This window comes from Hymenobacter tibetensis, assembly GCF_022827545.1.
In the GTDB taxonomy this organism is placed as follows: domain Bacteria; phylum Bacteroidota; class Bacteroidia; order Cytophagales; family Hymenobacteraceae; genus Hymenobacter; species Hymenobacter tibetensis.
This window is the reverse complement of the sequence record NZ_CP094669.1, coordinates 2,482,451-2,504,749: the sequence shown is the minus strand read 5'-3', so window position 1 is coordinate 2,504,749 and position 22,299 is coordinate 2,482,451. Positions and strand designations below refer to the sequence as shown.

Sequence of the window (22,299 nt, the reverse complement as noted above, 5' to 3'; positions counted from 1 at the left end):
CAACGCTTGTTAAGAAAAACCGGCTTTAGCTGCCATTCCTGGGCTTTTACCGAGCCGTGAGGCGCTGGAAGGTATCAAGAATTTCCCCGCCGCCAATAACGCCGGAAATACCACCCGCACCACAGCAGCAGCAATGCGTAGCGCCCTACCCCGGCCAGCAAAGCCCCCAACAGCCCAAACCGGGGCAACAGCAGCCCCAACGCCACGGCGTATACCATAGCCGAACCTGCTTGCACGGCCACGTACCGCCCCACCCGCGCCTGGGCCGTGAACACCATGATGAGGGGCCATGAAATAAAGCGCAACCAGTCGGCCAGCAGCTGCGGTGCCAACAAGTCGGCAGCAGCCGCGAAGCGGGCTTCAAACACCAGCGGCAGCAGCCAGTTGCGCACCTCGTAAAGCAGCAGCAAGCCAGCCGTCAGCAGCGGCACCAGCAATTGAAGCACAGTACGCACCCACTGCTTTTGCGCGGCGGGTTGGGTTGCCAGCGCCGCCAAGCGCGGGTAATACACGCTGCTCATCACGGCAGCCAGCACCATCGTGTAGTTGTCGCTGAGCTTCACGACGGCCTGCCACAGGTCGGTTTCGGCTAGGCCGAACTGCCGCACCAACAGTTCCCGCACTCCAAAGTCCACTGCCTTGCCAAACAGCAGCAACCCCACGGCCATCAGCAGAAACTTGCTTAGCCCACGCACCGCTCCCCTACTCAAGCGCCCACTCAGCGGCGGTAGCAAGCCGTGGTGCCGGGCCAGCCCAAGTGCCGGAAACAGCACACAACCCTGCGCCAGCAGATACGCCAGCAACACACGAGAAACATCCACGGGCATGTCCTTGGGCCACCGCAACACCGCCGCCACGGCCACGGGCCCCAGAACGCTCAGAACCACTGTTAAGGTAATGTAGGACCGCAACCGGCCCGCGGCCAGCAATACCGTGCTCAGTAGCCCATACGTTGCCACCATCACTATCCCTAACCCAAACAATGCCAGCCAGCCTGCACTAGGCTGAAACACGCCCACCAAAGGGCCCGGCAGCAGCCACACCGCAAGCAGCCCAATCAGCAGCACAGCGCTGTTCAGCGCCACCGCTGCCCCAAGCCAGGCACTGTAGCGCTTGCCGGTTGGCTGCAATGGGGCGAGGTACTTTACCACTCCTACGTGCGTACCGTCGTTGGGCAGGGCCGTAAACAAAGCCAGCAAATTCTGGAAATGCGCCAGCAGCGTGAGGCCACCAGGTCCGCCATACACGGCTAGCAGTTTGTTGAGTGCCAACGCCCCCGCCGCCCGCGCGCCCAGTCCGATGCCTGACCCCAACGAGCCCCGCACAAAACGGCGCGTGCTTGGGGCAGCTTCAGTGGCAGAAGTAGAAGACGGTGGCATCAGCAGTAAAAGTAGAAGAGTTAGCTGTACCACTACCTAGCTGCGGGTTCACCTACACCTTAGTTGAGCTTCCACCGTACATTGACCCGGGTTTTACTTTTTCTATGGACTCTCCTTCTCTTCCCCCAGCTCAGCCAGCTGCTTCCCCTCTGCCCTACGACGACCAGCGCCCGGCTTCCATAGCCGACCGCTCAGCCACCAGACTGGCCCGCGAACAGCAAGTGGGCCGGCGCCCCGGCACGCTCACCGTTCGGGAAGGCTCGCTCACGCCGCGGCTGTTTCTGCTTTCCTACGACGAGCAGCACTGCACCGAGCAGGAATACACCACCTACGACGAGCTGCTGGCCGACTTCCAAAGCCACCCGGAACTACGCCATTGGATAGACGTGCGCGGCTACAACGACCTAACGTTGATTCAACGGTTTATCGACGATTTTCAGCTGCACCCACTCCAGATGGAAGACGTGCTCAACGACCACGAACGGGCCAAAGTGGACGTGTTCGACGACAACCGCTTGTTTCTGGTGTCGCGCATGACGGAATTCACCACCCTGCTCGAAGTGGATGACGACCAACTCTCCCTGTTCACGGGCCCCAACTACGTTATCACGTTCCAAGACGATTACAACGACTGCCTTGATCCGGTGCGGCACCGGATTCGGTCGGGCTTCAGCCAAATCAAGCGTAAGCCCCCACTTTACCTCGCCTACGCCATTACCGATGTGGTGCTCGACAACTACTACCCTACCATGGCCGCCATCGGCGACTACATTGAAAAGCTGGAAAACCGCATTCTGGAGGACCGCCCCGACCGGCGGGTGCTCAACCGGATTTTGCGAGTGAAAAAGGACATTGTCCGCTTTCGGCAACTGGTGTTTCCAGAGCGTGAGAAGATTGCCGAAATCCTGCGCCAGCCCGACGAAGTGGTGTCCGAGGAAATGAAGATGTATTTCCGCGACTGTTACGACCACGCCATTCAGGCGCTGGAACTGGCCGAAACCTACCGCGAATCGGTGAGCAGCCTCGTGGATTTGTTTATGTCCAACCAAAGCAACCGCATGAACGAGGTGATGAAAGTGCTGACCATTATCAGCTCCATCTTCATCCCGCTGAGCTTTGTGGCGGGTGTTTACGGCATGAATTTCTCGCGCGAAAATCCCGACGGCACCATCAACCGGCTTAACATGCCCGAACTCTATTCGCCCTGGGGCTACTTGAGCGTGCTGGCGCTGATGGCTCTCATGGTCGTTGGGCAGCTCTACTATTTCTATCGTAAGGGCTGGCTAACCAACCGGTAGGGCACACGAGGTGAGTGCCTGAGGCTGCTATATTTGGGGGCTTGGAGTCCTTGAAAGACACATTTTATTCTCTTGAGCAGCCCTCACTCACTTCCGTGCAACCGGTATGACCAACAACGTGCTTTTTCCTAGAAAGGTCTACTACGGAGCCGTTGTATTGCTGCTGCTACTGCTTGCCAGCACGTTGTACCACCGGATTTCGCACTTCGATGACGCCTGGTGCACCGAGCAATCCTACTGGCTTTTGAAGGATGGAATTGTGCGTTCCGAGCTGTTTCGAGGGTACAATTACTGGCACGAACGGCTCTACGTTTTCCACAAGGCTTTTGTGTATGTGCAGGCCCTTCTGCTGTCGGGAGTGGGCTTCAGCGTTTGGGGAGCCCGCACAACGCCCATGCTGTTTACGGCGGTTGGGCTAGGGTTACTACTGCTGTATTTTCGGCGAAAACCGGAGCACCAATGGCTGGCCGCAACCCTATACATCGGGTGCGGCTGCCTCTGGATTTTTGGGGTTGATAACCGCCCCGATTCCATGGTTGCGGCGTTTGGCTTCGCATCTTACATGCTGTTGCGGCGGCCCGATGCGTCTTTTCTTCGGTTGCTGCTGGCAGGCGTCCTGGCGGGTATTGCGGGGCTGACTCACCTCAACGGCATTATCTACGTGGCGGCGGGCACGTTCTGGCTGCTGGCGCACCGCGGCTGGCTGCGGGCCGGCTGGTTCGGGTTGGTAGGCACGCTCACCGTCAGTACGTATTTGCTGGACGCCGCGCTGGACAACCAGATCGACCGCCTGGTATACCAGTTCACCCACGACCACGTCACGCAGTCGAACCTGCATTGGTGGTCGAAGCTGGCGGTAATGGCTGATTACCACCGTCTGTTTATGCACAGCGAGGGCGAGACTTTTCTTACCGTCTTATTTCTGGTAGTGGTGGTGGTGCTGTGGCGGCATCGGCCCTCCTTAAAGCTCCTGACCCCGAGCATGCAGTATCTGCTGCTACTACTGGGCTTGTTTTGGCTGCTAACCAAAAGTAACAATGTATACTACTTCCTTCTCTTCGTTCCCTTCCTGATTGCAACGCTGGTGGAGCTGACGCTGGCTGCCGCTCCTCTCCTGACGCAGCCGCAGCGGCTGGTAGTGGTAGTGGCGTTCTGCGCTTACCCACTCGGCGGACTGATACGGGCTTTTTATTTGGTGCGCGAAAATCAAACGTACCCCAATACTCTGGTTGAAAATGCTCGTTTGGCGGCCTACATGCCCCAGCAAGGCGCCAAAATCATTGCGCCTATCGACTTCTTCTTCGGACAGATGAATAACTACCGGGTCCGGGGGCTTACGTACTACGCGCTGCTCAACGCCAACGAGTATGCGGGCCAGCTTCCGCTCGATACGTTCTTTGCGCTAGCAACTCAAGATTCGGTGCGCTACATCGTTACGGACCAGCGCACCTGGAACCAGGCCTACCAGGTACCCGCAGATGCCCCCAGTCAGATTGGGCCTTACCAGCGTGTTTTTCAAGACAAATGGCATAGCGTGTACGTACGCCGCGACTCTCTACCGCAAGTTCCACCCACTCTTTCCAGTAACTACTGAGCCGCGTGGCTGCTAGAAGGCTACCATTTTGCCCGCGCACTTGTAGCTAACAGCAATTTATCAAGAGCCTAAGTATCTACTGTTCAGCATGGTGAGGCGCCAATAGTCAGAACTGGTCTATTGCAGCCGCAGGGTGGTGCGGCGTAGCTCGGCTCCTACGGTGCGGTAGAGATGGTACACTTTGTTGGGGGCATCATACTCCAGGCCCACGCCGGGGGCGCTGCTCTCGAAGGGCTGCCCACCCAACAGGCGGCCTTGCCAATCATAGATATAAGCCCGGCGAGGACCTGCTTCACTAAGAGCATATACCCGGCGTCCGCCCCCAAAATCGAAAAATTGGATGGGCTTTGAACCAGAGGTTAGAAACTTCTGGCCCAGCAGGCGCCGTCCCGATGGCTCGTACAGGTCGAGTTGGCCGCCTTCCTGGCGAGCTACCACGTAGCTGCGCTGGTTTTGGTCGGGCACTATCCTGAACACGGAATTGCGGCTCCAGGTAGCAACCCGCGTCCGGTTCACCACGTCGCCGGCCAGCGAAAATGTAACCCGTTCGCCGTGCTGACTTACCACCGTGAGGCGGGTACGGCCGAGCGTTGCGCCGCTTTCCACCATGGCCGTGCTCTGCAACCGAGCGCCTACGCTGATAGGAAAGCCCGGGTACACTCCGCCCTGCAAGTTGTAGGCGTAGATGTAGCCGTTTTCCAGCAGCACCACCACCACATCGCGGCTCCCGACGGTGAGGTAGAGCGGCGGCGCGGCCAGGTTGAAGTCGAAGCGCTTGGGTTGCCAGCTTGGATAGGCGTTGCCGTTGGTATCGTAGAGAAACAGGTTGCCGCCACCACCTGCCACTAGTAGCCGCGGCGCCCCCGTGCTACCCTCCGGCGATACGCTTAGTGCGCTGGCCTGCACCGAATCCGGCAGATTGAGCGGGAAATTGGGGGCAGACCGGCCCGCCGTATTCAGCCAATGGAGCTGCCCCGCTGTAGCAAACAGGTAGCCCGGCTGCCCCGCCACCGCGCGGCGCTGCACGACACTCACCAACGGCCCCGGCAACGAATCCGACCAGGCCACGGCGTTTTCGGGTGTCACAAAGTGCAGTACGTGGGCCGAATCTTGCACCAGTACTCCTGCCCAAGTTGCCTCCCGTACGGGTACTAGCAACGGGGCTCCCAGCAGTGGCGTTTTGAAGGCCAACACCGTCCCCGCAGCGTTGCTTCCTTGGGGCTGCGCTACGGCAGCTCCCACTATCGGGTGCCGCAGCACCAGTTCCGCGAAGTATTGGGCGTCGGGCTCCGCTTCGTTGATAGGGGGCGCAAATTGCAGCGCTACTTGCGGGAAGCGTTTAAATAAAGCTTCGTTGCGCAGTAAGCCGGCGCGGCGTTCTTCTACCAGCCCCCGTAGCAACAGATTCCAGGCGTTACGCGTGTCGAGTATCACGCGCAGGCGGGCTAGGGGTTGGGTTTCCTGCAAAAAGCTTACCTGCGCTGGCGAACGGGCCCACACTTCGCCAGCTGCTACATCAGCCAGCATCTGGCGTAGGGCCACGGCGTCTTCTCCAAACACCATGTAGTTACCGACCATGGCTACTACCGGCTGCCGAAACCCAGCAAACAACGGCCCCAGTAGCCGGGCAGGCATTTCTGCCACTCCCGTACTGTACACCTGATACGAACCGACCCGCTCGAAAGCGGGGCTGGCGCCTACGGCGCGGCGTAGTTTGCCTAACAATAGTGCTTGCCGGGCAGGCTGCGGACACCACGCCAGCGCCAACCGCGCCGGGCTTACCCGCGCCGAAGACGGGGCCAAGTAACACATGGCCACTTCTTGTCCCATTCCCGCCGTGAGGCTGTCTAGCAGTTCTGCGGCGCCGGCCGCCACAGTATCGGGCGGGGCGGCTGGTGCCGGGCGCGCACGGCGTAATATTTCGGCTTTGCCTAAGCTCAAATGCACCAGCAGCGCGGTGCGCATACTTAGTACATCGGCCATACGCAGGCGTTGGGTGGGTTGCCCGCGCAACAGTTGGTGCAGGCTGCCAGGAGTGGTTTCTGGATTCGCGAAGCCATTAAACACCACCTTGTTGCCAGTCAGCTTCATCTCTAGCTGCCCGTTGCGGGTCAGGCTGGTAAACGTGCCGATGCCCGTCAGCAAATCCCGCCGAAAGAACACCCCTAGCAGCTGCGGTAGCCGGCGGTAGTTTACTAGCAGCGTAGCGTCTACGTCGCGCAGCCGAAAAAAATCAGTGTTTTGGAAGTCGGCTACCACGGTGGGTTGCGCGGGACCAGCAATGCGCCGTACTACCGCTTCCACTAGCTCCGGATTTGCGCTGAGCAGCAAGTGGTTGCGGTAGTTGAAGAACGTAACCCCGCGGGTACTGCCCACTTCACTCACTTGGGTAAGCACCGTCCCCTCGTACTCGCGGGTGGTCACTCGGAAGTGGGAGTCACGCTGGAGGGCATCGGTGAGGCTGCGCACCTGCCGGTACTCCCGGATGGTGCGCACCGGAATTTGCAGCAGCAAGTCAAACTGATTGGGCGCGGTAACGTGCACGGAGGTCAACACGTTTTTACGGCCCAGAAAGCGGGACACCACGTTGCGCCCACCAGTTAGGCTGTCCACCAGCGCCATGTTGTTCTGCAAGTCCTCGAAATAGCGCACTGCCAGCAGGTTGTCCCAAAGCTGGGTTTCCTTGAGGTGGCGCACCAACATCGGGTGGTCACGGGTAGCGGCTACCAGCACGGCATCATCGGGTACCAGAGCCCAAGGGTCCACGGGCACGGCCGCTACTGTACGCCGGTAGTACACGTAGGAGGCCAGGGCCGCCAGGAGCAACAGTGCGGTCAGAATAGCAAGTAGCTTCTTGGACATACGGCAAATCGGGGCTGCAATAATAGGGGTTTGTTTGCCAGAACCTTGTTCCGACGCTCAAAGGCCTGCCTAGGGGGGAACGTACGCAGCAATCAAGTTGTCAACAGCCTACTTTCCTCGCTTCAGAAGGTGGCGCTGCGTCAGTCCGGTTGCTACTCTACACCTGTACGGGAAAACCGCCATACTTTCCGAAATTGCTTACACCTTCTCCTCAACTACAGCTTGCTGGAACTGTTTCAATAGCTCAGCCACCTGCCTGCGTTTAGCCACTGCGGCTTGTCTAGCAATCCGGTACCTTATAAGCAAGCTGCTTGCTCGTTACTGCTGCCACCCTTGCTCCTCTTGCATGGTACTGGCTTACTTATAGTTAGGTTCATACTGCAGGTATTGCCTTCTTATCTATTTCTTTCAGACGATGAAAACTGCTTTTGTACGGTCTAAGAAACGGGTTTCACTCCGCATGCTGCTGGGTAGCGTTGTGCTGCTTGCTACTCTGTGCTTGCCGTCTTGTTTCAGCTTGCGCGAACCAGAAGCACCCACCGCTGCCAGCGACTACCTAGCTCCCACCCAAATCGACATTCTGCTAGCCAATTTCACCACGTCCGTTCAAACGCTTAATACTGTGAATTATGAGCGCAACTTCAGCGGCCCTCAATACCGCTTCGTTCCCGACCCCGGTTCGGCGGGCACGGCCGCTTCGCTGTTCACGAACTGGAGTGTGAGCGAGGAGCGCGACTACTTCAGCAGCCTACGTCGCCGTTCCCCCACCACCTCTCAGAATCAGCTCACGCTCACCACCCGGCCTTATCAGTTTTTCACTACAGATTCTGCCGAAGTATCGGCACTCTATCAACTGCGTATCGTGCAGTCTGACACCGCTTTCAAATCAACCATGCTGGAAGGCAACATCCGGTTGTTGGTGCGTCGGCGCAACAACGAATGGAAAATAGCAGGCTGGCGCGACCAACGTACATCCAATGCGTTAAGCTGGACAGATCTGAAGAAGCACTTTATTCGTAACTGACCCAGAATTCAGCAATCAAATCAACCGACTACCGTTCTATTTCTGGTTATACTTCTCTTATTCAATCAATTATCTATGCTATCGAATTCAGTAAAGCAAAGTTCATCCTAGCTTTTCTAGTAATAAATGAATTGTATACTGCAGGTATAGTATAAATATTCTCTATATAGTATCTTACGTTGCCTTTCATCCGTCTCTTCCGTTCGAGCCTCAGCTACTTTCTTCTTTCATGCCTCTGCTGCCCCTATCTATGCTTGTTGTCCGGCGCGTATTAGGTCCCGGACTTGCGGTGGGAGCCTTATTGGCCGGGTGCAACCCTTTTGCACCTGGCCTCGATGACATGCCAGCCGACCCTAACCAGCTCTTAGGCAACCCCGTGACGGTGCGCGGCTTTTTCAACCGGTTCCGTAGCGCCTACCAGCTGCGCGACTCCACCCTCTACGGTCAACTCCTCGACAAGCAATTCTCTTTCACCTTCCGCGACTTCGCCGCCAACGTGGACCGCACCTGGAACCGCGACGTGGAAATTTCCACCACCTACAAGCTGTTCCGTGCCTCTCGCACTGCCAATCTGCAGTGGACCCAATACCTACCCACCACCGATACCCTGTTCTCCGACACACTCGTGTACGTAGACCGGGCTTTCCAGCTTAGCATCGAGCAGGTTGACAACCAGCAGTATACTGGTTCCGGCTCGGCACGACTAGTGCTGGTCCGCAAGCAAAAAGGCGACCCATGGCGCATGCGCAGCTGGTACGACCGAAGCGAATTTTAGTTTTCCAAATACCGGTGGCTTAGTGGTGCCCGCACGTCGACATTTGCCTCTCTGGCTACCTGCAAGGAGAGGTTGTCTTTCCTGTGCCAGAGAAACCACCAGAATACGCCTGTTCGCCTAGAACAGGCTTTTCTTTTTCTATCTTCCGGCCTTCAATCCTGATTCTCCTTCTATGTCCGAACAACAAGGCCACTTTCAACGGGCCATTACACTTTTTGATGCCATCATGATTGTAACCGGTAGCATGATAGGCTCCGGTATCTTTATTGTTTCGGCGGGTATTGCCCGCGGCGTGGGTTCAGCGGGCTGGCTGCTGGTTGTCTGGCTGATTACGGGGTTCATTACGCTAGCTGGTGCTGTGAGCTATGGTGAGCTAGCTGCCATGTTCCCGAAAGTAGGTGGGCAGTACGTGTATTTGCGGGAAGCCTACAACAAGCTGGTAGCCTTTCTCTATGGGTGGTCACTGTTTCTCGTCATCCAGACCGGTGTAATTGCGGCGGTAGCAGTGGCGTTTGCGCGGTTTGTGGGAGTACTGCTGCCGTGGTTCAGCGAAACTAACGTGCTGTTCCAGATAGGCACCTTCAATTTCACCACGGTGCAACTGTTAGCAATTACAATGCTGGTGGGCCTTACCTGGGTGAACTCGCGCGGCGTACGCGGCGGCAAACTGATTTCCAACATCTTCGGTAGCACCAAGCTGGTAGCCTTGGCGCTGCTCATCTTGTTCGGCTTGGCACTCGGCATCAACGATCAGGCCGTCAGCCTCAATTTCCACGATATGTGGAATGCTGCCAGCTTCTCGCCCACCGGCGAATCGTTACCCCTTACCACCTGGGGCCTCATTGGCGCCATCGGGTTGGCCATGACGGGTTCTTTATTTAGCTCGGATGCGTGGAATAACATCGGCTTCTCAGGCGACGAAATTGTTCGGCCCGAACGCACCATTGTGTTGAGCATGGCTATTGGCACGGGCATCGTTACGGCGTTATATCTGCTCATCAACTTGGTGTACCTGTTGGTGTTACCCATACACGGCGACCCAAACGCCGCGGCCACCGACGTAGTGAGCCGAGGCATCATGTACACCAACAACGACTTGGTGGCAACTGCCGTGGCTGAAAGCATTCTGGGCCGTGCTGGTGCCTACGTAATGGCCGTGCTGATTATGATTAGCACATTCGGAGCCAATAACAGCATCATCCTGAGTGGAGCCCGCGCCTACTATGCCATGGCCAAAGACGGCCTGTTCTTCCCTAAAATGGCCCGGCTCAATAAAGCAGGGGTGCCGGGTGTTGCGCTGTGGGCACAGTGCCTATGGGCATGCGGCCTGTGCCTCTCGGGCTCGTATGGGCAGCTGCTGAACTACGTTATGTTCTCGGTGATTTTGTTTTACGTGGTGACCATCATTGGCATTTTCATCTTGCGGCGCACCCGCCCCGACACCCCACGTCCATATCGGGCCCTCGGCTACCCGATTATCCCGCTGCTCTACGTGGTACTAGCTTCAGCTTTCTGCGTGGTACTGCTCGTGTCGCCCGCAACCGCCCGCGACTCTGGCATGGGCTTGTTATTAGTTGCCCTCGGCGTACCGGCGTACTACCTATTTGGAAAAAGCTTTGGCAACTCCAAGTAGGGTATTGTCCAATAGCTGCTACAGAATACAAAAAGGCCTCTCTGGAAATCCAGAGAGGCCTTCTCACTACTTAACGTGCAGACAAACTAGTTGCGGCGGCGCTTCGCTCCTTCCGTGGGAAGCAATGTCACGTTCACAGGTTGCGAGCCGCGGGTGCGCACCTCCTGGTCTTGGTAGCCTCCATAGCCATACACGAGTTGGTTGTCGCCGGTGGGCACTTCCAGCGAGTAGTTGCCGTTGGCATCAGTGCCTGTGCCTTTGCGCGAGCCTCTCAGCAGTACGGTGGCGCCAGCTAGCGGCCGGCCGTTTTCATCCAGAATCTTACCGGTGAGCGTAAAGGAAGTGGGCGCAGCAGGAGCTGCCACGGATGCCGGCGCTTCCGTGGCCGCCTCTGGTGCAGCTACCGGCGCTACTGCTTGCACCATACGGCTGTCGAGGCCAGGCTCGGCAGCAGGACGCACTGAACGGCGTGGCACTACTTCCGCCACAACCGGCTTCTCAGCTTCAGGAGCTTCCTCTTCTTCGTCAACTTCTTTGGTAGCTTTTGGCTCTTCCACTTCTCGGGCCCCCATAACGCTAGCTTCTCCGAGCATTACGGAAGGCATTACGCTGGCAATAGCGCTTCGCCCACCTTCCCCAGGCATAAAGTAGCCTACAGTAGCGAGCAGAAAAATAACTCCCACAATGATGGCCAACCATTTGTTTCCAGAAGAAAGAGCATCCTCTTCCTCGCTTAGAAACGCATTGTTGTCATCAATTTCAGGCAGAGTAGACTTTGGAGGCATAGGAGAGAAAAGAGAGAAGTGAAATATGAAATGAATAGGTTCAAACCACTTAAGACACCTAGTTGGACAGAAAGAACAATAAAAGTTAATCGAGCCCAACCCCAGTTCCTAAAGATATAATATTACTTCTTTCATATCCTAACTTCCCCGATCATTGATGTGCCTTACTCGCTGTACACGCTATAATTCAACTTATATCCTGTCTTTTCATTTACCAGCAATTTATTCACAATAAAGTTCAAAATAATTTTAACCACGCACCATGACAGCACAGGATTCAATATGCCGATAGAAAATTGCGCCCATTACGCGTATAATACAAACGCGCTGTTCCTTCAGGAGGAACAGCGCGTTTGTATTATACGCGTAATGCGAATCACTTAATCGTGGGCGGTGGTAGGGGGTCCGCTTGGCGCATCGTCACCGAATTCTTGGTGTCGGGTGCGAAGCGTGTGGTCTAGCTCTACGCTGCCTTCCGACTCAAAGCCAGGACCTGACGAAACTTCGCCGGAGTTACTGTGGTCGTTGCCGCCTTGGGGCTCCGTTTCGCTACCTCCGATGTGCAGGTTTTCCAGTTGGTCTTTCTGGTCGTTGCGTTGGGTGTAGCCTTGGGCGCCAGTATTGCGCTGAGCAGAGGGGTCGTTGGCTTCCTTGCCATTGCTTTGACCAGCTTTGTATTCCTTCTCTTTTTCCAGTTGCTCGTTGTGCGCAGCTGGCTGCTTATCAGTAATATGGCTATTCGCCTTGTCTTCTTCGTTGACTTCGTCTTTACCGAACAATTTATCGAGTATCATGGCCGTGAGAATTGAAAGTGAATATGTTGCTTCAATTCTTACGGTCAGTAGGTGGTGAGGTTGTACTGGGCTCCGGGGCATCGGGCCGCTAAGCCGCCTACATCATCATTTATTTCTGGTCATTCAGCGCCCAATCATAAGCGTAATAGTCGGGAACCGCCGTAACGGGTATTTTAACGCGCCGAAACTGGTTGATGTAGGCCACTGTGGATTTGCCGGTGTTTTTGAAGTCAAGGGCATACCATTTAAAAATTTCCGACACCAGCACTTTTTTGCCGCCGGCATCTAAACGAATAAACAGAGGGTCTTGCAGCACCTTGCGGGTCTGGTCGTTGAGCTGCGCTTCGAGTGAAGCAGGTACGTAGGCCTCCGACCGCAGACGGGGGCAGCTTCTTGCCCCACACACCAGCGCAAAATGAATACGCGGATCGGCGTAGGGCTTGCGCAGCTTGTTGGTTTCTAGCTCATTGAGGGTGAGAAGTTCGCCGGCAACATTGTATTCCTGCTTGTCGAAGAAACCTGGTAGCTTCATCACCGAAGCCACCGGATACGCATGCACCACCGCCCTAACCACCAGCACGTTATACGCATTCAGGTAGAACGCCTTGCGCTCCGCGGGTTTGGCAGAATACACGTCGAAGGTTTGTACGCGCTGTACCAACGCCTGCAAGGCAGCGGCATCACGTGCGGCAAGGGTGTAGTTCACTTGCCCATCAGGTGTCACTACCTTTTTCAGAAACGCGGTAACGTCTTCGTGAAAAGGACGCACACCTGCCCCCGCCGTGACATTAGGAGTTATGAATAGGCCTGCCGCTACAAGCAGCAGCCCGAAAAAAGTGGTGTAGCCAGCAGCCAAACGCAGCGGGGCCAACAGGAAATTCATAAGCTAAGCAGATAAAGCAGAAAAGGATAGTAGCCCACCCGTAGGCGCAGGGCCAGGGTTGCAAACCTAATGGGACTTTCAGACTTACAGCATCACCACGCAGTGATATTTTCTGCTCAACTTTACGAGAATCTGTTACCCGTCGGGTTTTGTTGCTCGTATCTTTTTCGCTTATGCATCTAGTTATTATCGGCAATGGTATTACGGGAGTTACGGCGGCTATTACGGCCCGTCGGTTGCGCCCCGATGCCCGCATTACCCTCGTATCCGACGAGACGGCGCACCACTACTCGCGCACAGCCCTGATGTATGTATATATGGGGCACGTCCGCTACCACGACATCAAACCGCACGGGGACTGGTTCTGGCCGGAAAACCGCTTGGAACTAGTACACGCCACTGCCACTGGCCTCGACACCAGCCGTAAGGAAATCACGCTGAGCACCGGTGAGCCCCTGGCCTACGACCAACTCCTACTGGCTACGGGCTCCATCAGCCGCTGGGCTGGCTGGCCTGGTCAGCACTTGCGGGGCGTGCAAGGCCTTTACTCGCTACCCGACCTCGAACAGATGGCCCGCGATACGCACGGTATTCAGCAGGCGGTGGTAGTAGGCGGCGGACTAATTGGTATCGAACTAGCCGAAATGCTCCATTCGCGGGGCATCCAGGTCACGATGTTGGTGCGCGACAACCGGTATTGGGGCTCCGTGCTGCCAAAAGCCGAAGCCGAACTCATCGACCTGCAACTGCGCGCTCACCACATTGAGGTCAAATACCGCACCGAGCTAGCCGAGTTACTTTCTGACAAGGAAGGCCGGGTGCGGGCCGTGCGAACTACGGCAGGCGAAGAACTAGCGGCCCAATGGGTAGGCCTGGCCACCGGCGTTACACCCAACCTAGCATTAGCTGAGAAGGCTGGCCTGGAAACCGACCGGGGCATTCTGGTAAACGAGCTGCTGCAAACCAGTGCCCCCGCAGTTTTCGCGGCCGGCGACTGTGCCCAGCACCGCCAAGCGGGTGCCGATGAGGTTCCGATTGAGCAGCTGTGGTACACTGGCCGGGCGCAAGGCGAGACGGTGGCACACACCATCTGTGGGCAGCCCACCCCCTATCGTCGCGGCCCCTGGTTCAACTCCGCCAAGTTCTTCAACCTGGAATATCAAACGTACGGCCGCGTACCGGCTGAACCGGTTGAAGGAGAAGAGTCGTTTTATTGGCAACACCCCACCGCCATGCACGCACTTCGCATCAACTTCCGACCGGGCGCTGGCTACGCTGTTACGGGCATGAACTCTATGGGCCTGCGGCAACGCCACGAGGTCTGGGAAAAATGGCTGCGAGCCCACACCCCCATTCAGGATGTGCTGCGCGATTTAGGGGCAGCTAATTTCGACCCGGAGTTTTTCCGGCAGCATGAACCCGACATAGTGCAGCAGTTCAACAAGCAGTACCCAACGGCGCAGCCCGTTGTGCTGAAACAGCGTAAGGGACTGTTTGCTCGTTTGCTTTCCGCTTCCGGAACGTAAGACAACCTCCTGCTTTTACAAAGCCCTGATCATCCACTGAGCTTGCAGCCCAACCACTGCAAGCCGTTCCTCCCTCAACCGCATGGATTTCAACAAGCTATATCGACCTAGTGCACTCAACAGCTTTCAATTTATTGCCGTAACAGGGCTCATCATGAGCGCAGGTGCCCACCTGATCCTGCACTACTTCACCAATAGCATCCCTCCCGGCTTCAACTGGCTTTACGTGTGCTGGACGGCACTTTACGTAGCCGGCACTCTGCGCAACTACTTCGGCAAGCCGGATGCTCCCCACCATCATCACCATCATGACGACGATGATGATCACGACCATATGCACTAACCTCAAGCAGCCCAGCACGGCTACTCGTTAGCTGGCTGCCGTGCGTGCTGGCAATCCGTTAGCTGTGTTTCAAAGTCTAGGCATCTACTATACAGAACCACAGCGCTTTGCATGAAGGACCTTTTCAAGTTATGCTCTGAAAGCACCAGCTTTTCTTCTTCCGTCTATTCTCTCTGTTATGTCTTCGCTCACGCTTACTCCTCCCCCGTTGGCCGATACCCCGGTTATCGAAAAAGTTCTGCTTACCGTCATTGGGCTTGGGCTGCTGGCACTCTCTACGGTGGCATTCGATGCTGATGCGGGGCGGGCACAGCGCAGCATGTACCTGGCGCTGGCACTGGTAAGTGGAGGCACGTTAGGCTGGGCTTGGTGGAAATTCGGGCGAGGTTCGGCCGGGGTGAAGCAGGACAATTTATGGCTGCGCGGCAGTACCGGCCGAGGCGCTGTGGCGTGGCTAACTGCGGTGATACTCACGGGCTTCTACGTGGTATTGTATTGGTTCAGCAGCCCCGATGACCGAGGCAATTTTGGGCCCTTCAACCAACTTGTGCACACCCTCGACCCATTCAGCCACTGGCTGCGGAACAAGCCCGCCGATCAATGGCTGCTCTACGGCACGTTCTACACGCTGGCCGTACTTGTGATGGGCGGCCGGGCCCTCTGGAAGTACCGCCACTCGCCCTACCAGCGCATCCGCACGGTTTCGGTGATGTTCTTCCAGTTGGGATTTGCCTTTTTGTTGCCTGGCTTGCTGCTGGCTTTTCAGAAGCCCGAGTACTATTTCAGCTACTTCTGGCCCCTTAAGTACGATTACCTTTTTCCGGGAACAGTAAATTATCTACTGAAAGACGGTGGCCCCGGACTGGGCGTGTTTATGGTGTTTTGGGGAGTGGTCATGTCGTTCGTGGGCACCCCAATTCTGACGTATTTCTACGGCAAGCGGTGGTATTGCTCCTGGGTATGCGGCTGCGGTGGCTTGGCCGAAACTGCCGGTGACCCCTACCGCCACCTCTCCGACAAAACCCGCACCGCCTGGCGCTGGGAGGTGCGCATCATCTACCCGATACTGGTGTTCATTGTGTTGCTTACGGCTGTGCTGTGGCTGGCGGCTTCGGGCGCGGTGCCGGCGTTGCAGCCGGTTGCCGAGCCGCTGTCCAAAGCTTATGGATTTGCCATTGGCTCGGTGTTTTCGGGTGTTGTCGGCGTGGGCTTCTACCCCTTGCTGGGAAACAGGGTGTGGTGCCGGTTTGGCTGCCCCATGGCGGCGTACTTAGGGCTGTTGCAGAAGCATTTTTCGCGCTTTCGCATCACTACCAATGGCGCTCAGTGCATCTCGTGCGGCAACTGCTCCAACGTGTGCGAAATGGGCATCGACGTCAAGCAATACGCCCAGCGCGGCGAGCCAATTATCCGGGCCTCTTGCGTTGGCTGCGGTATGTGCAGCACGGCTTGCCCCCGTGGCGTACTCAACCTAGAGAACGGTCCTCGCGAAGGACGCTACCAGGCTTCCCCCCTCATCCACGCGGACTCGCTGCGGATTTTGAGCTAGGAGGCGACGTTTCTAGTTTGAAGCTTAGAGGGCCCCTCGGTTTCAGCCACAGCCTGATATCGGCGTAGGTGAATTGGTAGTCCGTGTCAGGTTGCAAGGGCTCCATTACGTGCGGAAAACCGAAGTCGTAGTAGAGCATGAGGCCGAATGAGTTGATAGCGAAGTCGTAGAAACGAGGCTCCCCTGCTTGCAATTCCACCACTTTGGTGCTGTCGTTCCAGTACAGCCGATGCTTCACGTCGGCTAGCAGATTGGTGTCTGTTTCGATCTGCGGGTACTCTTTAGGCAGCGAATTCAGGTGGTCGGTTACTCTGCGGTTGATGGACTGCTGCCAGCGCTGTTGCAAGGCTGTCGTGTCGGCCACCATGTCGCGCACTTCCAGTAAGCGGCCGGTACGCAAATCGAAGGTAGCGTGGCGCTTCACCGACGACTGGTAGGCTCCCTTGTACTCGGACGTGAATTCCACGGACAGCAACCCATGGTCGTTGTAGAGCACTTCGTAGCGCGACTCCGAGAAGCCACTCTTCCCAGCTTCAAACTCGATGTGGGCCTGCTCGATAGCCGAACTGGCAGTCAGGGGCTGAGGCACCCCATCCAGGTCCTCGCCTAGCGCGGCATCCGTCAGACCCAGGTTGATGCGGGCAGCCACGGCGGCGTCGGACAGTTGCACTTGTGGCACTATGAACCGGCCTTTCACCGTGTCGCTCACACTCACTACAGTTGCCCGCTCAAGTTTTACAGCTGGCTTTGCAACAGGCTTCACGGCTTTCCCACGACTAGTGGCTGGCCGGCGAGATGGCGCAGGCTTGCGAACTGATGCTGGCTTAGGTTGCCCTGGTTTGGAAGTGGTTGGTTGCTGCGCCTGTGCAAGCGAGGCTATCGAAAACAACACGGGAAGCATCAGTCCGTGCAAACGCATATTACCCATAAAATAAGCCAGTCACCCTGAATTGAGTGCAACATACGGCTTGGCGCCCGAATGCCCATCCTACCCGGTAGAATTACTCTTCAGCTTTCACCCCACTTACTACGTCTACTGCAGGCACACTAATGGCTTCTTCGTTTCTTGAAGCACTCAGCAACGATGCCGCGCAGCGGCTACAGGATGCTTGGGGCCTTCCTTTGCTGACAATTACTCCTACCGCACAAAGGCTAGCAGGGCCTTCAGAAATTGTGGGGTAGCCTCCAGATGCGGAATGTGCCCCACGTTGGGTAACGCCACAAGCTTGGCGCCCTTGATTTGAGCAGCCGTGCGCTGCCCTAGCGCCGGATACTGTCCCATGCTGGCTAGCACTTTTGAATCTTTAATGAGGCCTTTTCCTACTATCGTGCGGTCGTCTTGGCCAATGACCAGCAGCGTAGGCACCGTAAGGCGGCTGAATTCATAGCTTACGGGCTGCTGATAAATCATATCAAAGGTGAGGGCGTTGGCACGAGCAACCTTCGGAAAATCGGGGTGGCGGGTTTGGGCCGCCAATGGTAGCAGCCATTGGTCGTGGGCCTTGGGATACCCATTGGGGTAGTAGGTGGCGTGGTATTTCCGGATGCTTTCCTCGGTGCTTTTTCGCTCGGTTGCTTCGGCCTGATCGACTGTTTGGAACGGGACGCCTACGCGGTAGTCCTCCAGCCCAATAGGATTTTCGAGAACGAGCTTTTCCGTGGTTTCGGGGTAGAGCAGCGCGAAGCGTGTAGCCAGCATGCCCCCCATGCTGTGCCCTACAATTGTGGCTTTCTGCACGCCCAAGGTGTCCAGCAAGTGCTTGATGTTGCGGGCCAGTTGATGAAAAGAATAGTGAATGTCGGGCTTGTCGGACTTGCCAAAGCCTATTTGGTCGGGCACCACCACCCGGAAACCGGCCGCAGCCAGTGCCTCGATGGTTTCGCGCCAATACGCTCCGAAAAAGTTTTTGCCGTGTAGCAACACCGCAGTGCGGCCGTTGGCTTTTGCGCTGGCGGGCACATCCATATAGGCCATGCGCAGGCGCTGCCCTTCCAGCACCAGCGGTAAGGTTTTCACCGGAAACGGATAGTCATAGCCATCGAGCGTGGCATTGAGAGCCGGCAAGGCCGTTTGGGCTACGCCAGCGGTGCTGAAGGACAGCAAGCAAACCAGCAATACAGAGCAGTAGGTGCGAAACATGAGGAGGATCAACTTGAATTTCAATCCTTGGCTTACGCAAAACCAGCCCTTTCGGCGACTCCAGCCTACCGCCTACCCCCGCACTCCTTTATTCAACCACCACTACCAGGCACTCAACAGGCCCGTTATATAGTGGACTTGCCGGTGTTCAGGCCATTCTCTTTGAGCAGCAAGTCAATGGTGCGGGTGTCTTCGTCGCTCCAGATTACGTTGCGTACATCCTCTAGGCTTAAGATCGTGTGGCCGTCGGTTTCGCCGTACTGCGTGTACGTTTCCAGCAGCAGTTCGTCGTCGGCAACGCGTACTACATAGCCGTAGAGGTAGCTGTCGGTTTGCGTTTCGAGCATGATGAGTTGCCGTACTTCCTGCGCCCGCTGCAGAAGCACGAGCACGGTGAGGTACTGGTTTTCTAGGCCGCCGGGAGCAGCTGGCAGGCCGTATACGACCTCCGGATTGTGCTCCTTGAACTCGATCAGACGAACATACCGGTCGTCGAAATGCATCTGCGTGACCGTGTTGAGACTGATTGTCTGGACGCCAGTTGGTAGTCCTTGGCGCGTAATGGTGCGCAGCATCAACAACTCCGGATTGTGACTAAGTACGTAGCCCAAAAACAATCCGCTGCTGGTCCTCAATGATATTACGCGGCGGTTGCGCTGCGCCCGCTGTAGCATATCCGTTCGTAAAGCCCCCATCTTCTTCCGATATAAACCTGTCGTTTGGTACTAAATGGCTGCTTCTGCGGCAGCCGCCCTATCAGTGCAGTATAGTGTTAGGCCGGTGACGCCTGTAAGTCAGTTAGCACCTGACGGGCGTGCGCAACGTGGTCGGTGGCCCGGTTCATAGAATTGAAAATGTAGCGGATGACACCTTCTTTGTCGATAACGAACGTGACACGGCCAGGCAGGATACCCAGCAGCGCACGGGGCACCTCGTAGAGCTTGCGTACCTGCCCGTTGGTGTCGGCCAGCAGCGGGAAAGGCAGGCGGTGCTTCTGCGTGAACTTTTGGTGAGATGCTTCTGAATCCGAGCTAACGCCCACTACTTCGGCCCCCAAGTCCTGAAAATCCTGGTACTGGTCACGGAAAGAACACGCTTCGGCGGTGCAGCCTGGGGTGTCGTCTTTGGGGTAGAAATACAGCACAATGGCTCGTTGCCCCCGCTGGTCAGACAAGCGAAACGCTTCCCCCGTGGTGGTTTTTAAGGTGAAGTCAGGGGCACTATCGCCTAGCTGGAGCATGACACGTACAGTTCAGGTTGAAATCGTAAAAGTAGCGTACAAGGCTAGAATTTGCGTGAGTAGGATTTTGTGGTCCAACAAACTGCATCTTTGTGGCTTGCTGCTGCCCTCGGCTAACTAGCCGAACTAGCAACAAGCAACTACAAGTGGAAAATTCAATTGTCTGAAATCTGCCCGATGCCCTTCATTGACGTTATCATCCCAGCTTACAACGAGGAACAGTCGATTGGCAAGGTGCTGGCAGAAATTCCAAGCCACTTAGTGCGCGAGGTCATTGTAGTGGACAACAACTCCTCGGACCAGACCAGCACCGTAGCCACCGCCGGGGGTGCAACCGTGCTGTACGAACCCCGGCCTGGCTACGGCTACGCCTGCTTGGCTGGTATGGCCCGCTGCTTCGCTCGCCCAGCTGCCGAACAGCCAGACATTATTGTTTTTCTGGACGGCGACCATTCCGACTATCCCGAGGAAATGCCGCTGCTGCTGGCGCCCATTTTGCGTGGTGAGGCAGACATGGTTATTGGCTCGCGCGCTTTAGGTCAACGCGAAGTCGGCTCGATGCTACCCCAACAAATCTTCGGCAACTGGCTGGCCACTAACCTACTGCGACGGCTTTACGGTGCTAGCTTCACCGACCTGGGTCCATTCCGGGCCATTCGGGCTTCGGCCCTCCGGCAAATCGGCATGCAGGATACCACCTACGGCTGGACGGTGGAAATGCAGCTAAAAGCAGCCAAGCTCAAGATTGCCAGCACGGAAGTACCGGTACGCTACCGCCGCCGTATTGGCACCAGCAAAGTATCTGGTACGGTGCGCGGCACGCTTGGAGCTGGCTACAAAATTTTGTGGACCATTTTTCGGTATTTGTAATCATCGTTTCATTTTCTTCCTGAGCTAGAGTCTATCTACTTGCGTGGGCATCCGCTGCACTGCCACCCTCCTGGGGTGGTGGCTGCCAGATGCTTTCCAGCCGTAGCCTGCCGTTCTTTGTGCTCATTTATTCTTGAATGCTCTTTCTTGAAATCACGCTGCTGGTGCTTTACAGCCTGTGCCTAGTTTTTATTCTGGGCTTCAGCGTCACGCAGTTTCAGCTTACGCAGCTAGCGCGCCGGGCTTATACGCACGGCCTTGCTGCCGAGCCGGCTGCGCCACCCCACTGGCCCCGCGTGACGGTGCAGCTGCCCATCTACAACGAAGTGTTTGTGGTAGAGCGCCTGCTCGACGCCTGCGCCGCCCTCGATTACCCCGCCGATAAGCTGCACCTACAAGTCCTCGACGATTCCACCGACGAAACCGTGGGGCTAGTTGCGGCCCGCGTAGCCCACTACCGGGCCCGCGGCCTGCGCATCGACCAAGTTCGTCGGCCTAGCCGGGAAGGCTTCAAGGCCGGGGCGCTACGCTACGGGTTGGAGCTAACCAACGGCGAGTTCATTGCTATTTTCGATGCCGACTTCGTACCCAAGCCGGATTTCCTGCGCCGAACCATCCCCTATTTCGACGCGCCAGACGTGGGCGTTGTGCAAACCCGGTGGGGCCACCTCAACGAACACTACTCCCTGCTCACCGAGCTTCAGGCACTGGGGCTAAACGCGCATTTCTATTTAGAGCAAGTGGGCCGCACGTACGGCGGGCATTTCATCAATTTCAATGGTACGGGTGGCGTATGGCGGCGTTCCTGCATCGAAGATGCCGGCGGCTGGCACATAGATACCCTCACCGAAGACCTGGACTTAAGCTACCGGGCCCAGCTCCGCGGCTGGCGCTTCCGCTACTTGCCCCAGGTGGTAGCGCCAGCCGAACTACCCGCGGCCATGGATGCGCTCAAGTCGCAGCAATTCCGCTGGACCAAAGGGGCCGCCGAAACTGCCCGTAAGCACCTGCTCACGGTGTTGCGCTCCAACCAGACCATTACAACCAAGCTGCACGCCGCTTTTCATCTGCTGAACAGCACGGTGTTCGTGGCAATTTTACTGATGGCGCTGGTGAGCGTGCCGCTGGTGTTTGTGCGCGTTGATTTGCCACAGCTCAAGCCTTTCTTGCAGCTGTCGTCCATCTTTCTGCTGGCTTTTGTACCCCTTATCCACTATTATTTTACGAGCTGGCGCCTCGATAAGCCCACTGCTTCCACTTGGTGGTTTGCGCCTAAGTTCCTGCTTTTCATGTCGATGTCGATGGGCTTGACGCTGCACAACGCGCGGGCCGTGCTACTAGGCTGGGCCGGAAAACAGTCGGCCTTCATCCGAACGCCCAAGCTCGGCCTCGTACAGCAGCAGGGCACTTGGCGAGGCAGACGCTACCGCACTGGCTCTCTCCTGGATGGCCTCACGTTGTCGGAAGGCCTGCTGACGCTGTACTTTGCGTTCGGCATCGGGGCCGGGTTGTACCTGGATGACTGGGGGCTGCTGCCCTTCCACCTGATGCTGACCGTTGGCTATGGCCTGATCTTCTACTATTCCATTCGGCATCGTAAATAG

At 56.7% G+C, this 22,299-nt stretch carries 19 protein-coding genes; 10 read left to right on the top strand and 9 right to left on the bottom strand.

Annotation, left to right across the window (positions count from 1 at the left end; all coding sequences use genetic code 11):
* Positions 1 to 74: 74 nt before the first annotated feature.
* Positions 75 to 1,379, bottom strand: a complete 1,305-nt coding sequence (locus MTX78_RS09945; RefSeq protein ID WP_243802197.1) for an MATE family efflux transporter — start codon at positions 1,377 to 1,379, stop codon at positions 75 to 77.
* A 104-nt stretch (positions 1,380 to 1,483) separates the two neighbouring features.
* Here MTX78_RS09945 and corA point away from each other — a divergent pair, with 104 nt between their 5' ends.
* Positions 1,484 to 2,677 carry a magnesium/cobalt transporter CorA gene (corA, locus tag MTX78_RS09940; RefSeq protein ID WP_243802195.1) on the top strand — a complete coding sequence of 398 codons (1,194 nt, stop codon included), beginning with the start codon at positions 1,484 to 1,486 and terminating at the stop codon, positions 2,675 to 2,677.
* 106 nt (positions 2,678 to 2,783) lie between these two features.
* Positions 2,784 to 4,271, top strand: coding sequence for an ArnT family glycosyltransferase (locus MTX78_RS09935; RefSeq protein ID WP_243802192.1), 1,488 nt, complete (start codon positions 2,784 to 2,786; stop codon positions 4,269 to 4,271).
* A 117-nt stretch (positions 4,272 to 4,388) separates the two neighbouring features.
* On the opposite strand, the gene MTX78_RS09930 is transcribed toward MTX78_RS09935, so the two are convergent.
* Positions 4,389 to 7,133 (bottom strand): hypothetical protein, encoded by a 2,745-nt coding sequence (locus MTX78_RS09930; RefSeq protein WP_243802190.1) that lies wholly within the window; start codon positions 7,131 to 7,133, stop codon positions 4,389 to 4,391.
* Between the two features lie 415 nt (positions 7,134 to 7,548).
* Here MTX78_RS09930 and MTX78_RS09925 point away from each other — a divergent pair, with 415 nt between their 5' ends.
* The 3 genes from MTX78_RS09925 to MTX78_RS09915 all read left to right on the top strand — a co-directional run bounded on the left by MTX78_RS09925 (position 7,549) and on the right by MTX78_RS09915 (position 10,565).
* The gene (locus MTX78_RS09925) at positions 7,549 to 8,157 is read left to right on the top strand and encodes a hypothetical protein (RefSeq protein WP_243802188.1); all 609 of its coding nucleotides are present in this window, start codon (positions 7,549 to 7,551) and stop codon (positions 8,155 to 8,157) included.
* 229 nt (positions 8,158 to 8,386) lie between these two features.
* On the top strand, positions 8,387 to 8,932 hold the full coding sequence (locus MTX78_RS09920; RefSeq protein WP_243802185.1) for a hypothetical protein: 546 nt from the start codon (positions 8,387 to 8,389) through the stop codon (positions 8,930 to 8,932).
* Positions 8,933 to 9,104: 172 nt separating this feature from the next.
* Positions 9,105 to 10,565 (top strand): APC family permease, encoded by a 1,461-nt coding sequence (locus tag MTX78_RS09915; protein WP_243802183.1) that lies wholly within the window; start codon positions 9,105 to 9,107, stop codon positions 10,563 to 10,565.
* Positions 10,566 to 10,651: 86 nt separating this feature from the next.
* Here MTX78_RS09915 and MTX78_RS09910 read toward each other — a convergent pair whose 3' ends face one another.
* The 3 genes from MTX78_RS09910 to MTX78_RS09900 all read right to left on the bottom strand — a co-directional run bounded on the left by MTX78_RS09910 (position 10,652) and on the right by MTX78_RS09900 (position 13,027).
* A complete protein-coding gene (locus MTX78_RS09910; RefSeq protein WP_243802180.1) occupies positions 10,652 to 11,350 on the bottom strand; it encodes a carboxypeptidase-like regulatory domain-containing protein in 699 nt (232 codons plus the stop codon).
* A gap of 380 nt (positions 11,351 to 11,730) precedes the next feature.
* A complete protein-coding gene (locus MTX78_RS09905; RefSeq protein WP_243802178.1) occupies positions 11,731 to 12,144 on the bottom strand; it encodes a hypothetical protein in 414 nt (137 codons plus the stop codon).
* 109 nt (positions 12,145 to 12,253) lie between these two features.
* Complete coding sequence (locus MTX78_RS09900) at positions 12,254 to 13,027, bottom strand: DUF547 domain-containing protein (protein WP_243802175.1); 774 nt, start codon at positions 13,025 to 13,027, stop codon at positions 12,254 to 12,256.
* Positions 13,028 to 13,200: 173 nt separating this feature from the next.
* Here MTX78_RS09900 and MTX78_RS09895 point away from each other — a divergent pair, with 173 nt between their 5' ends.
* The 3 genes from MTX78_RS09895 (at position 13,201) to MTX78_RS09885 (ending at position 16,445) form a co-directional block, all read left to right on the top strand.
* Positions 13,201 to 14,553, top strand: a complete 1,353-nt coding sequence (locus MTX78_RS09895) for an NAD(P)/FAD-dependent oxidoreductase (RefSeq protein ID WP_243802172.1) — start codon at positions 13,201 to 13,203, stop codon at positions 14,551 to 14,553.
* Between the two features lie 154 nt (positions 14,554 to 14,707).
* A complete protein-coding gene (locus tag MTX78_RS09890) occupies positions 14,708 to 14,896 on the top strand; it encodes a hypothetical protein (protein WP_243802169.1) in 189 nt (62 codons plus the stop codon).
* A 178-nt stretch (positions 14,897 to 15,074) separates the two neighbouring features.
* Positions 15,075 to 16,445, top strand: a complete 1,371-nt coding sequence (locus MTX78_RS09885) for a 4Fe-4S binding protein (RefSeq protein WP_243802167.1) — start codon at positions 15,075 to 15,077, stop codon at positions 16,443 to 16,445.
* On the opposite strand, the gene MTX78_RS09880 is transcribed toward MTX78_RS09885, so the two are convergent.
* The 4 genes from MTX78_RS09880 to MTX78_RS09865 all read right to left on the bottom strand — a co-directional run bounded on the left by MTX78_RS09880 (position 16,411) and on the right by MTX78_RS09865 (position 19,825).
* Complete coding sequence (locus tag MTX78_RS09880; RefSeq protein ID WP_243802165.1) at positions 16,411 to 17,154, bottom strand: polysaccharide deacetylase family protein; 744 nt, start codon at positions 17,152 to 17,154, stop codon at positions 16,411 to 16,413. The two genes, MTX78_RS09885 and MTX78_RS09880, sit on opposite strands and share 35 nt — an antisense overlap.
* A 429-nt stretch (positions 17,155 to 17,583) precedes the next feature.
* Positions 17,584 to 18,585: an alpha/beta fold hydrolase gene (locus MTX78_RS09875; RefSeq protein WP_243802164.1), complete on the bottom strand. Its 1,002-nt coding sequence runs from the start codon at positions 18,583 to 18,585 to the stop codon at positions 17,584 to 17,586.
* A 125-nt stretch (positions 18,586 to 18,710) separates the two neighbouring features.
* Complete coding sequence (locus MTX78_RS09870; protein ID WP_243802162.1) at positions 18,711 to 19,280, bottom strand: hypothetical protein; 570 nt, start codon at positions 19,278 to 19,280, stop codon at positions 18,711 to 18,713.
* 77 nt (positions 19,281 to 19,357) lie between these two features.
* A complete protein-coding gene (locus MTX78_RS09865) occupies positions 19,358 to 19,825 on the bottom strand; it encodes a peroxiredoxin (protein ID WP_243802160.1) in 468 nt (155 codons plus the stop codon).
* 177 nt (positions 19,826 to 20,002) lie between these two features.
* On the opposite strand from MTX78_RS09865, the gene MTX78_RS09860 reads away from it, so the two are divergent.
* Positions 20,003 to 20,695 carry a glycosyltransferase family 2 protein gene (locus tag MTX78_RS09860; protein WP_243802158.1) on the top strand — a complete coding sequence of 231 codons (693 nt, stop codon included), beginning with the start codon at positions 20,003 to 20,005 and terminating at the stop codon, positions 20,693 to 20,695.
* A gap of 137 nt (positions 20,696 to 20,832) precedes the next feature.
* Complete coding sequence (locus MTX78_RS09855) at positions 20,833 to 22,299, top strand: cellulose synthase family protein (RefSeq protein ID WP_243802155.1); 1,467 nt, start codon at positions 20,833 to 20,835, stop codon at positions 22,297 to 22,299.

Coding starts and splice junctions, on each gene's coding strand:
- MTX78_RS09900 (WP_243802175.1), bottom strand. CDS start 13,027: ATGAATTTCCTGTTGGCCCCGCTGCGTTTGGCTGCTGGCTACACCACT.
- MTX78_RS09860 (WP_243802158.1), top strand. CDS start 20,003: ATGCCCTTCATTGACGTTATCATCCCAGCTTACAACGAGGAACAGTCG.
- MTX78_RS09890 (WP_243802169.1), top strand. CDS start 14,708: ATGAGCGCAGGTGCCCACCTGATCCTGCACTACTTCACCAATAGCATC.
- MTX78_RS09895 (WP_243802172.1), top strand. CDS start 13,201: ATGCATCTAGTTATTATCGGCAATGGTATTACGGGAGTTACGGCGGCT.
- MTX78_RS09920 (WP_243802185.1), top strand. CDS start 8,387: ATGCCTCTGCTGCCCCTATCTATGCTTGTTGTCCGGCGCGTATTAGGT.
- MTX78_RS09910 (WP_243802180.1), bottom strand. CDS start 11,350: ATGCCTCCAAAGTCTACTCTGCCTGAAATTGATGACAACAATGCGTTT.
- MTX78_RS09875 (WP_243802164.1), bottom strand. CDS start 18,585: ATGTTTCGCACCTACTGCTCTGTATTGCTGGTTTGCTTGCTGTCCTTC.
- MTX78_RS09930 (WP_243802190.1), bottom strand. CDS start 7,133: ATGTCCAAGAAGCTACTTGCTATTCTGACCGCACTGTTGCTCCTGGCG.
- MTX78_RS09945 (WP_243802197.1), bottom strand. CDS start 1,379: ATGCCACCGTCTTCTACTTCTGCCACTGAAGCTGCCCCAAGCACGCGC.
- MTX78_RS09905 (WP_243802178.1), bottom strand. CDS start 12,144: ATGATACTCGATAAATTGTTCGGTAAAGACGAAGTCAACGAAGAAGAC.
- MTX78_RS09935 (WP_243802192.1), top strand. CDS start 2,784: ATGACCAACAACGTGCTTTTTCCTAGAAAGGTCTACTACGGAGCCGTT.
- MTX78_RS09885 (WP_243802167.1), top strand. CDS start 15,075: ATGTCTTCGCTCACGCTTACTCCTCCCCCGTTGGCCGATACCCCGGTT.
- corA (WP_243802195.1), top strand. CDS start 1,484: ATGGACTCTCCTTCTCTTCCCCCAGCTCAGCCAGCTGCTTCCCCTCTG.
- MTX78_RS09865 (WP_243802160.1), bottom strand. CDS start 19,825: ATGCTCCAGCTAGGCGATAGTGCCCCTGACTTCACCTTAAAAACCACC.
- MTX78_RS09915 (WP_243802183.1), top strand. CDS start 9,105: ATGTCCGAACAACAAGGCCACTTTCAACGGGCCATTACACTTTTTGAT.
- MTX78_RS09870 (WP_243802162.1), bottom strand. CDS start 19,280: ATGGGGGCTTTACGAACGGATATGCTACAGCGGGCGCAGCGCAACCGC.
- MTX78_RS09855 (WP_243802155.1), top strand. CDS start 20,833: ATGCTCTTTCTTGAAATCACGCTGCTGGTGCTTTACAGCCTGTGCCTA.
- MTX78_RS09925 (WP_243802188.1), top strand. CDS start 7,549: ATGAAAACTGCTTTTGTACGGTCTAAGAAACGGGTTTCACTCCGCATG.